The organism is Rugamonas sp., assembly GCF_025354735.1.
GTDB lineage: Bacteria > Pseudomonadota > Gammaproteobacteria > Burkholderiales > Burkholderiaceae_D > Rugamonas.
On record NZ_JANXMI010000114.1, the window covers coordinates 1 to 8,332 of the forward strand.

At 63.1% G+C, this 8,332-nt stretch carries 7 protein-coding genes; 4 read left to right on the forward strand and 3 right to left on the reverse strand.

The genetic code is table 11. The annotated features are described in order from the left end of the window. Positions 1-2,228 (reverse strand): PAS domain S-box protein (locus tag Q0S71_RS09605; RefSeq protein WP_295994254.1); only part of this gene is annotated, 2,228 nt, incomplete at its 3' end. A 254-nt stretch (positions 2,229-2,482) separates the two neighbouring features. On the opposite strand from Q0S71_RS09605, the gene Q0S71_RS09610 reads away from it, so the two are divergent. Then, the gene (locus Q0S71_RS09610; RefSeq protein ID WP_295994257.1) at positions 2,483-2,989 is read left to right on the forward strand and encodes a DUF1993 family protein; all 507 of its coding nucleotides are present in this window, start codon (positions 2,483-2,485) and stop codon (positions 2,987-2,989) included. A gap of 148 nt (positions 2,990-3,137) precedes the next feature. Here Q0S71_RS09610 and Q0S71_RS09615 read toward each other — a convergent pair whose 3' ends face one another. Together Q0S71_RS09615 and Q0S71_RS09620 are read right to left on the reverse strand one after the other, a co-directional pair. Further along, complete coding sequence (locus Q0S71_RS09615; RefSeq protein WP_295994259.1) at positions 3,138-3,326, reverse strand: DUF1289 domain-containing protein; 189 nt, start codon at positions 3,324-3,326, stop codon at positions 3,138-3,140. A gap of 10 nt (positions 3,327-3,336) precedes the next feature. Continuing rightward, on the reverse strand, positions 3,337-3,894 hold the full coding sequence (locus tag Q0S71_RS09620; RefSeq protein ID WP_295994260.1) for a DUF1415 domain-containing protein: 558 nt from the start codon (positions 3,892-3,894) through the stop codon (positions 3,337-3,339). Positions 3,895-4,261: 367 nt separating this feature from the next. Here Q0S71_RS09620 and Q0S71_RS09625 point away from each other — a divergent pair, with 367 nt between their 5' ends. The 3 genes from Q0S71_RS09625 to Q0S71_RS09635 form a co-directional block, all read left to right on the forward strand. Next, positions 4,262-5,638, forward strand: coding sequence for a transglycosylase SLT domain-containing protein (locus Q0S71_RS09625; RefSeq protein ID WP_295994263.1), 1,377 nt, complete (start codon positions 4,262-4,264; stop codon positions 5,636-5,638). Between the two features lie 210 nt (positions 5,639-5,848). Then, complete coding sequence (gene fabI / locus Q0S71_RS09630; protein ID WP_295994265.1) at positions 5,849-6,640, forward strand: enoyl-ACP reductase FabI; 792 nt, start codon at positions 5,849-5,851, stop codon at positions 6,638-6,640. Between the two features lie 435 nt (positions 6,641-7,075). Next, positions 7,076-8,332: DEAD/DEAH box helicase (locus tag Q0S71_RS09635; RefSeq protein WP_295994267.1), on the forward strand; the 1,257-nt coding region annotated here is incomplete at its 3' end.

An 8,332-nucleotide genomic window follows, 5' to 3' on the forward strand; every position in this document is an offset into this window, starting at 1 on the left:
CTGATGCCGACGCTGCAGGTGACGAACAATTCGTGGCCGGCGACCATGAAGGGCTGCTCGAACATGGCCACCAGTTTTTCGGCCACCAGGCTGGCGCCGTACTGGCCGTCGACGTTTTCCAGCAGGACGATGAATTCGTCGCCGCCCAGACGGGCCAGCGTGTCGCCCTCGCGCAGCTTGTCCGACAGCGCCGCCGCGACCTGCTTGAGCAGCTCGTCGCCGATGTGGTGGCCCAGCGTGTCGTTGACGTTCTTGAAGCGGTCCAAATCGATGAACAGCAGCGCCAGTTGTTCGTTGTCGCGCATGGCGCGCGGCAGCGCGTGCTGGAGGCGGTCGTGGAACAGCAGGCGGTTCGGCAGCGCCGTCAGCGGATCGTGGTGGGCCATGTGGTCGAGCTTTTCCTGCGATTCCTTGACCACCGTGATGTCGCTGAAGACGCCGACGTAGTGGGTGACGACGCCCTTGGTGTCGCGCACCGCGCTCAGGGTCAGCCACTCCAGATACAGCTCGCCGGTCTTGCGCAGGCTCCAGATTTCGCCGCGCCAGAAGCCGGTGCGCACCAGTTCCTGCCACAAGTCGGCGTAAAAGTTTTCGTCGTGGCGGCCGGAGCGCGCCAGCGTGCGGTCCTGGCCCAGCGCCTCCGCCTCGCTGTAGCCGGTGATTTGCGTGAAGGCCGGGTTGACGGCGACGATCTTGCCGTCGGCGTCGACCACCATCACGCCGTCGGCGATGTGTTGCAGCACGGCGGCCGACAGGCGCAGTTTTTCTTCCGCCTCCTTGCGCTCGGTGATGTCGGCGTAGACCCAGATGCTGCCCTCGTTGGAGCGGTTCTGGTCGAGCGCGTAGCCGCTCACCATGCACCAGAACAGCGTGCCGTCCTGGCGCCGGTAGTGGCGCTCCTCGCTGAAGTATTCGCCCGAGGCCAGCGAGGGATACTGGCGCGCGCCGGCCGCGTCGAAGTCGAAGGAGGTCGGAAACACGATGGACGTCGAGGCGCCCGTCATCTCGCCCGGCGCGTAGCCGAACAGTTCTTCGCAGCGGCGGTTGACCGACACCACGTGGCGGTTGCGGACGAACATCACGCCGAACATCACGTTGTCGAGGATCGCGCTCTGCTCGGCCAGCAGCGCCTCGATACGCATTTCATTGTGCTTGCGCTGGCGGATGTCGGAGATGATGCCGTCCACCCACGGCGCGGCGCCGCCTTCGTGGGCCTGCGGCTGGCCGTTTTCGGCGACCCAGCGCTCGGTGCCGGAGGCGTCGACGATGCGGTATTCGATGTCGTAGGGCTGGCCAGTGTAGAGCGCCTGCGTCACGTGGCGGCGGTGCATCTTGCGGTCTTCCGGACAAATCAGGTTGACCCACGAGTGCGTGGAGCCGCGCATGAATTGCGCGGCCGAATAGCCGGAGATGTCTTCGATGGCGTCGGAGACGAAGTCGATGGGGCCGTCGGGACGGAAGCGGAACACGGCGCCCGGCACCTGCGTGACGATGGTGCGGAAGCGCTCCTCGCGCTGGCCGATGTCCTCGAACAGGTGCTTGATGGCGACCCGCATCTGTTCGAGCTGGCCGGCCAGGCGGCCCAGTTCATCGCGGCCGGCCAGGTCGAGCCGGGTCTCGAAGTCGCCGTGCGAGAGGCGGTCGGAAAAGCGCATCAGCTTGCGCAGGGGTTTCAGCAGGCGCTTGTTCAGGAACATCACGATCAGCATCAGCGACACCGTCAGCTGGCCGGCCAGCACGAACACATAGGACAGCTGCTTCTCGCGCAAGTCCTGCTGGCTGCGGGCGTCGTCCATCTCGACCAGGATGCGGCCGATGCGCTCGCCGCGCACGAGGATTTCGCGCTCGGCGCGGTAGACGTTGCCGGTCGGGCGCAGCGGCGAATGGACGTTCATGAACTGGGCGTCGGCCTGGCCGATCACCTGCACCTGGAGCACGGAGCGGTCGCGCATCACCGACTCGACCAGCGAATGGGCCGACTCGGCGTTCATATTCCACAGCGATTCCTGCATGCCCAGGGCCAGGATGTCGGCGTTGCGCTGCAACGATTCGTTGAGCGCCATCTTGGCCGACTGCTGTTCGTGCACGCCGATCAGCAAATAACTGCCGATGATGGCCGGGATCACCAGGCCGCCAAAGACCACCAGCAACAGGGCGCCATAGATAGACAAACCATACAGCGCGCTCAGCCTGGAACGCAGGCTCTGATAAACATGGCTACTAGTCATGCAGGAACGGCGCGCGGGCGGCCGGTTCGTTGAATATGCATCATCGGGCTTATGAATTAATTGACAACGACAGTGGATTCATCATGAAGTGCGACGCTGGTGACGCTGACCTCAGTGCTTATATTTTTGCTATATGGGAATTATGCACGGAAAGGACGGAAAAAGAACAGTGATATGAACAGTGTATATGGGGCCGCAAGCAAAAACCACGCAAGCTTGCTATCATCGCGGCTCTTCACCTAAAGGAACCCGCCATGACCGTCTCCATGTACTCCGCCTCCGTCCCCGTGTTCAAGCAAATCCTGAACAGCCTGCTGGTCATCCTGGACAAGGCCGAAGCCCACGCCATCGACAAAAAAATCGACCCGGCCGCCCTGACGCAATTCCGCCTGTTCCCGGACATGCTGGCTTTCAACCGCCAAATCCAGATCGCCGCCGACTTCGCCAAAGGCTGCAGCGCCCGCCTGGCCGGCGCCGACGTGCCCTCGTATGAAGACACCGAGCAGACCTTCGAGGAACTGAAGGCCCGCATCAACAAGACGCTGACCTTCATCGACAGCGTCTCGAAGGCCGAGATCGAAGCGAGCGCCGAGCGCGCCATCACCACCGGCAGCGGCGAAAAGACCCGCCACTTCACCGGCCAGGAATACCTGCTGCACTACGCGCTGCCGCACTTCTTCTTCCACGTCACCACCGCCTACGACATCCTGCGCCACAACGGCGTGGAAATCGGCAAGAAGAATTTCGTCGGTTCGTATTGATTCAGGGCCCGAGGTCGCGGCGACACCGGTTGCCGCGACCTCGGGCGCAAGCAGGCGGCGCAACTTCAGGGGCAGACCCCGCTAAAGTTGAGTGGCCGCAGCTGGCGCCGTCAAAGCGGGGCCGGCCCCAGATTCAGCGCCCCAGTCATCAACTATTCCGGCGCGGATAACCTTGCGCCAATATGCGCTGCCACACCATCTCCTTGGCCTCGGCCGTCATCGATACCCAGTGCGCCACCTCGACCACGCTGCGTCCGCAGCCGCGGCAAATCTCATCGAACGTCGTTGAACAGACGGCCACGCACGGCGTATCGGCCCGTTGCGGTCCATCACTCATCGCGCCCACCTCACTTCACCAGCATCAGCTGGTCCCAGCCGTCATGGCCGAGCTTGCGCAGCGTCTCGATATTCTTCTCGAAAATATCGGCCGCCTCCGGGAAGGCTTCGACGGCGCGCTCGACGCTGTCTTCGCGCAGCAAGTGCAAGGTCGGATACGGCGAGCGGTTGGTGTAGTTGTCGATATCGTTGGCATGCGTGTCGGCGAACTGGTACTGCGGGTGGAAACTGGCCACCTGCAACTCGCCGATCAAATCCATGTCTTCCAGCGCGGCGTCGGCGACGTCGAGGAACTCGTTGTAATCCTCGAAATCCTGCAACACATCGGGATGGATGATGAGCGTGGTGTCGATCGCTTCCGGGTCGGTGTCGGACAGCAATTGCAGCTCATCCATCAGGGTCACCAGCAGGGCTTCCGGCGTGGTCGCGTCGCTGACCACGTAGCGGATCTGCTTCTTGACGTGCACGGCTTTGGCGAACGGGCACAGATTGAGCCCGATGACAGCCTTCTCCAGCCAGGTTTCGGTGGCGGCGATCACGGCGTCATGGTCGGGGGTGGCGGTGGTCATCATGCATTCCTGATATTAAATAACAAACTGCAAATAAGCGGCGCGGCAAAACGACGCACCCAAAACGCGAATTGTACGCATTCTTTGCGCCATCTCATACTTTCTATGCGCGCGCCTCGTCCAATCCGAGGGCGTGAACCAAAATGATGCATCCGCCCTCCCCAGCGCCCGCCCCTGAACCGGCCCGGAAACCCGCAACTTCCGGCATTTTCTTCGTATTCGCATGCAATTATTGTCAAAAAGAATTAAGCCGAAAGCCGTCATCGAACCGACATATTTCTTGACGCGCTATTTGCAGCTACGTACACTCCACTTTTGTTTATTCATGGTCCGCTCGATGTTTCCCAGTCGACAACAATGGAAATCTATGCAAGCAAGCAATAATCAATCGCCAACCGCGCTACTCCTGGCCACCCTGCTGCTGGCGTTGGCGCCGGCCCTCGGCCAGGCCGCCGACACCACGTACGCGGCGCCGTCCGCCACGCAGATTTCCTCCCCCGCCGCCAGGCTGCCCGACCTGGCCGCCGCCGCCGCCAAAGCCGGCAGCGACGAAGCCTACAAGGAAACCGACGTCTGGGGCCGCATCCGCACCGGCTTCGCGATTCCCGACCTGAGCAACGAACTGGTCACCAAGCACGTCAACTGGTACACCAGCCGGCCCGACTACATCGCCCGCACCACGGCGCGCGCCTCGCTCTACCTGTTCCACGTCGTCTCCGAGCTGGAAAAGCGCGGCATGCCGACCGAGCTGGCGCTGCTGCCCTTCATCGAATCGGCCTTCAACCCGAACGCCCTGTCGAGCGCCAACGCGGCCGGCATGTGGCAATTCGTGCCGGGCACCGGGCGCGACTTCAACCTCAAGCAGACCGCCTTCAAGGACGACCGCCGCGGCATCGTCGCCTCGACCGACGCCGCCCTGACCTATCTGCAACGCCTGTACGACATGTTCGGCGACTGGCAACTGGCGCTGGCCGCCTACAACTGGGGCGAAGGCTCGGTGCAGAAGGCCATCGCCCGCAACCAGGCCGCCGGCAAGCCGACCGACTTCGAGAGCCTGGCCGAGCAGATGCCGGCCGAAACCCGCAACTACGTGCCCAAGCTCCAGGCGGTCAAGAACATCATCGCCAATCCGGCCCAGTTCGGCGTCACGCTGCCGCTGATCGACAACACGCCCTACTTCACCACCGTCGACAAGACCAGCGACATCGACCTGACCATCGCGGCCCAGCTGGCCGAATTGTCGGTCGACGAATTCAAGGCGCTCAATCCGCAGTTCAAGCGCCCCGTCATCACCGGCGGCGAGCATACCAAGATTTTGCTGCCGACGGAAAACGCGGCCAAGTTCCACCTGAATCTGGCGCAGTGGGGCCAGGCGCTGTCGACCTGGACCACCACCAAGATCACCGGCGCGCGCGAGCGCATCGAAACGCTGGCCTCGCGCTTCCACACGACGCCGGAAGTGATACGCCAGGCCAACAACATTCCGCAAAAAACCGTGCTGGTGGCCGGCTCGACGATCCTGGTGCCGAAAATCTCGACCTCCGTCAACACCGACATCTCCAACGACGTGGCCGACAACGCCACCGTCTCCTTCGTGGCCGACCGCGGCACCCGGCGCGGCGCGTCGAACTACAAGCAGGCCAAGGGCCACCACGGCGACGACGACGACGCCCCGGTCAAGCTGGTCAAGGCCCACGTGCCGCGCAACGCCGCCAAGCACAAAAAGCACAACGACGACGATTAAGACGGCCCTGGCACGCCGTGGCCGCGACGAAAAGTTGCAGTCGCGGCGGACACGTCCTACAATCTCGTTCTTGAGGCCGCAGCGGCCGGCGCCTGATGCGATGGCATCAGCAAGGCCCACGGCCCGCGCCGGGCACCAGCACCACACCCAACACAACCCTTACTGGCGTGGCCCGCTCGGGCCTGCGCGGCAGTAGCATTCGGAGTCCATATGGCGTTCTTGCAAGGCAAAAAAATCCTCATCACCGGCCTGTTGTCGAACCGGTCCATCGCCTACGGCATCGCCAAGGCTTGCCATCGCGAAGGCGCCGAACTGGCCTTCACCTACGTCGGCGAGCGCTTCAAGGACCGCATCACCGAGTTCGCCAAGGAATTCGACAGCGCGCTGGTGTTCGACTGCGACGTCGGCAGCGACGAGCAGATCGCCGCCCTGTTCACCGACCTGGGCCAGAGCTGGACCCGGCTCGACGGCCTGGTCCACGCCATCGGCTTCGCCCCGCGCGAAGCGATCGCCGGCGACTTCCTCGACGGCCTGACGCGTGAAAACTTCCGCATCGCCCACGACATCTCGGCCTACAGCTTCCCGGCCATGGCCAAGGCCGCGCTGCCGCTGCTCAAGGAAGGCTCGTCGCTGCTGACGCTGTCCTACCTGGGCGCCGTGCGCGCCATCCCCTACTACAACACCATGGGCCTGGCCAAGGCCTCGCTGGAAGCGTCGGTGCGCTACCTGGCGGAAAACCTCGGCAAGCTCGGCATCCGCGCCAACGGCATCTCGGCCGGCCCGATCAAGACCCTGGCCGCGTCCGGCATCAAGGACTTTGGCAAGCTGCTCGGCTTCGCCTCGTCGCACGCGCCGCTGCGCCGCAACGTCACCATCGACGAAGTGGGCAACACGGCCGCCTTCATGCTGTCGGACCTGGCCTCCGGCATCACCGGCGAAATCACCTATGTCGACGGCGGCTTCTCGCACGTCATGGGCCTGAACGCCGAAGACTACGCGTAAGGCGCGCGCCTGAGCAACAGGGAGCCGCCTGCAAAGGCGGCTTTTTTTCGCCCCGACAAAAACCGGCCGCCGGCGCCCTCGACCGCCCCGCCAGCAATACTTCCAAATTGACACAATTTGGCGTTACGCCCCGGCGCCCCGTTAAAACGCCGAGATTCCCCTCGCTGCGACAGCGAAAATACGGTATAGTGTCGCTTGTGCGCTGCAACAGCTTGCAGACGCAAAGAATAACTAGCAGCTTCGCAAGCCTTAGCGCATCCCACGGATGCCGCTTAATAAAGCCCTCCCGCCTTGTGTGTCGCACCTGACACCGTCCCGGCGCAAAGCTTTTGTGCCGAAATTTCTTTCGATTTTGATTGAGTCATTTCGTTTTGGTTGGCGTTGCTATGTTGCGTTCGGCTTTTGCACGAACGCTGATTTTTACGAAAGAACAGAATGACATTTGAATTACTTGGCCTCAACACGTCCCTTATCCAAGCCCTGACCGACGCCGGCTACACCAAGCCGACCCCCGTCCAGGAGCAAGCGATTCCCGCCGCCATCGAAGGCAAGGACTTGTTGGTCTCGTCGCAAACCGGCTCCGGCAAAACCGCCGCGTTCATGCTGCCGTCGCTGCACCGCTTGGCGGCCATCGATCCGGCCGCCGCCAGCAAGACGCCGAACCAGGAAATGCAAGCTGCCCGCGCCCGTGGCGAGCGCCCGCGCTTCAAGGCCGCCCAGCCAAAAATGCTGGTGCTGACCCCGACCCGCGAACTGGCCCTGCAAGTGACCGCGAACACCGACAAGTACGCCGTCAACCTGCGCCGCCTGAAGGCCGTGTCCATCCTGGGCGGCATGCCTTACCCAAAACAGATGCAACTGCTGGCCAAGAATCCTGAAATCCTGGTCGCCACCCCCGGCCGTCTGATCGACCACATGGAATCGGGCAAGATCGACTTCTCGCAACTGGAAATCCTGGTGCTGGACGAAGCCGACCGCATGCTCGACATGGGCTTCATCGACGACATCGAAAAAATCGTCGAAGCGACGCCATCGACCCGCCAGACCATGCTGTTCTCGGCCACGCTCGACGGCGTCGTCGGCAACATGGCGCGCCGCATCACCAAGAATCCGCAAGTGATCCAGGTCGTCAGCGCCGCCAACAAGCACGAAAACATTTCGCAGCGCGTCCACTTCGTCGACGACCTGTCGCACAAGAACCGCCTGCTGGACCATTTGCTGCGCGACGAAACGCTGGACCAGGCCGTGGTCTTCACCGCCACCAAGCGTGACGCCGACACCATCGCCGACCGTCTGAACATCGCCGGTTTCTCGGCCGCCGCGCTGCATGGCGACATGCACCAGGGCGCCCGTAACCGCACGCTCGACAGCCTGCGCCGCGGCCAGGTCAAGATCCTGATCGCCACCGACGTCGCCGCGCGCGGTATCGACGTGCCGACCATCACCCACGTGTTCAACTACGACCTGCCGAAGTTCCCTGAAGACTACGTGCACCGCATCGGCCGTACCGGCCGTGCCGGCCGCAACGGCTTGGCGATCTCGCTGGTGAACCACGCCGAAGGCATGAACGTCAAGCGCATCGAACGCTTCACCAAGCAGCTGATTCCGGTCAACGTCATCGAGGGCTACGAGCCTAAGAAGACGGCGTCGGCATCGCGCTCGTCCCCGCGTCCAGGCGGCTGGAAACCAGGC

Bases quoted from the DNA above. Each gene is read 5' to 3' on its own strand.
- Q0S71_RS09610 (WP_295994257.1), top strand. From the start codon at position 2,483: ATGACCGTCTCCATGTACTCCGCCTCCGTCCCCGTGTTCAAGCAAATC.
- Q0S71_RS09625 (WP_295994263.1), top strand. From the start codon at position 4,262: ATGCAAGCAAGCAATAATCAATCGCCAACCGCGCTACTCCTGGCCACC.
- fabI (WP_295994265.1), top strand. From the start codon at position 5,849: ATGGCGTTCTTGCAAGGCAAAAAAATCCTCATCACCGGCCTGTTGTCG.
- Q0S71_RS09615 (WP_295994259.1), bottom strand. From the start codon at position 3,326: ATGAGTGATGGACCGCAACGGGCCGATACGCCGTGCGTGGCCGTCTGT.
- Q0S71_RS09620 (WP_295994260.1), bottom strand. From the start codon at position 3,894: ATGACCACCGCCACCCCCGACCATGACGCCGTGATCGCCGCCACCGAA.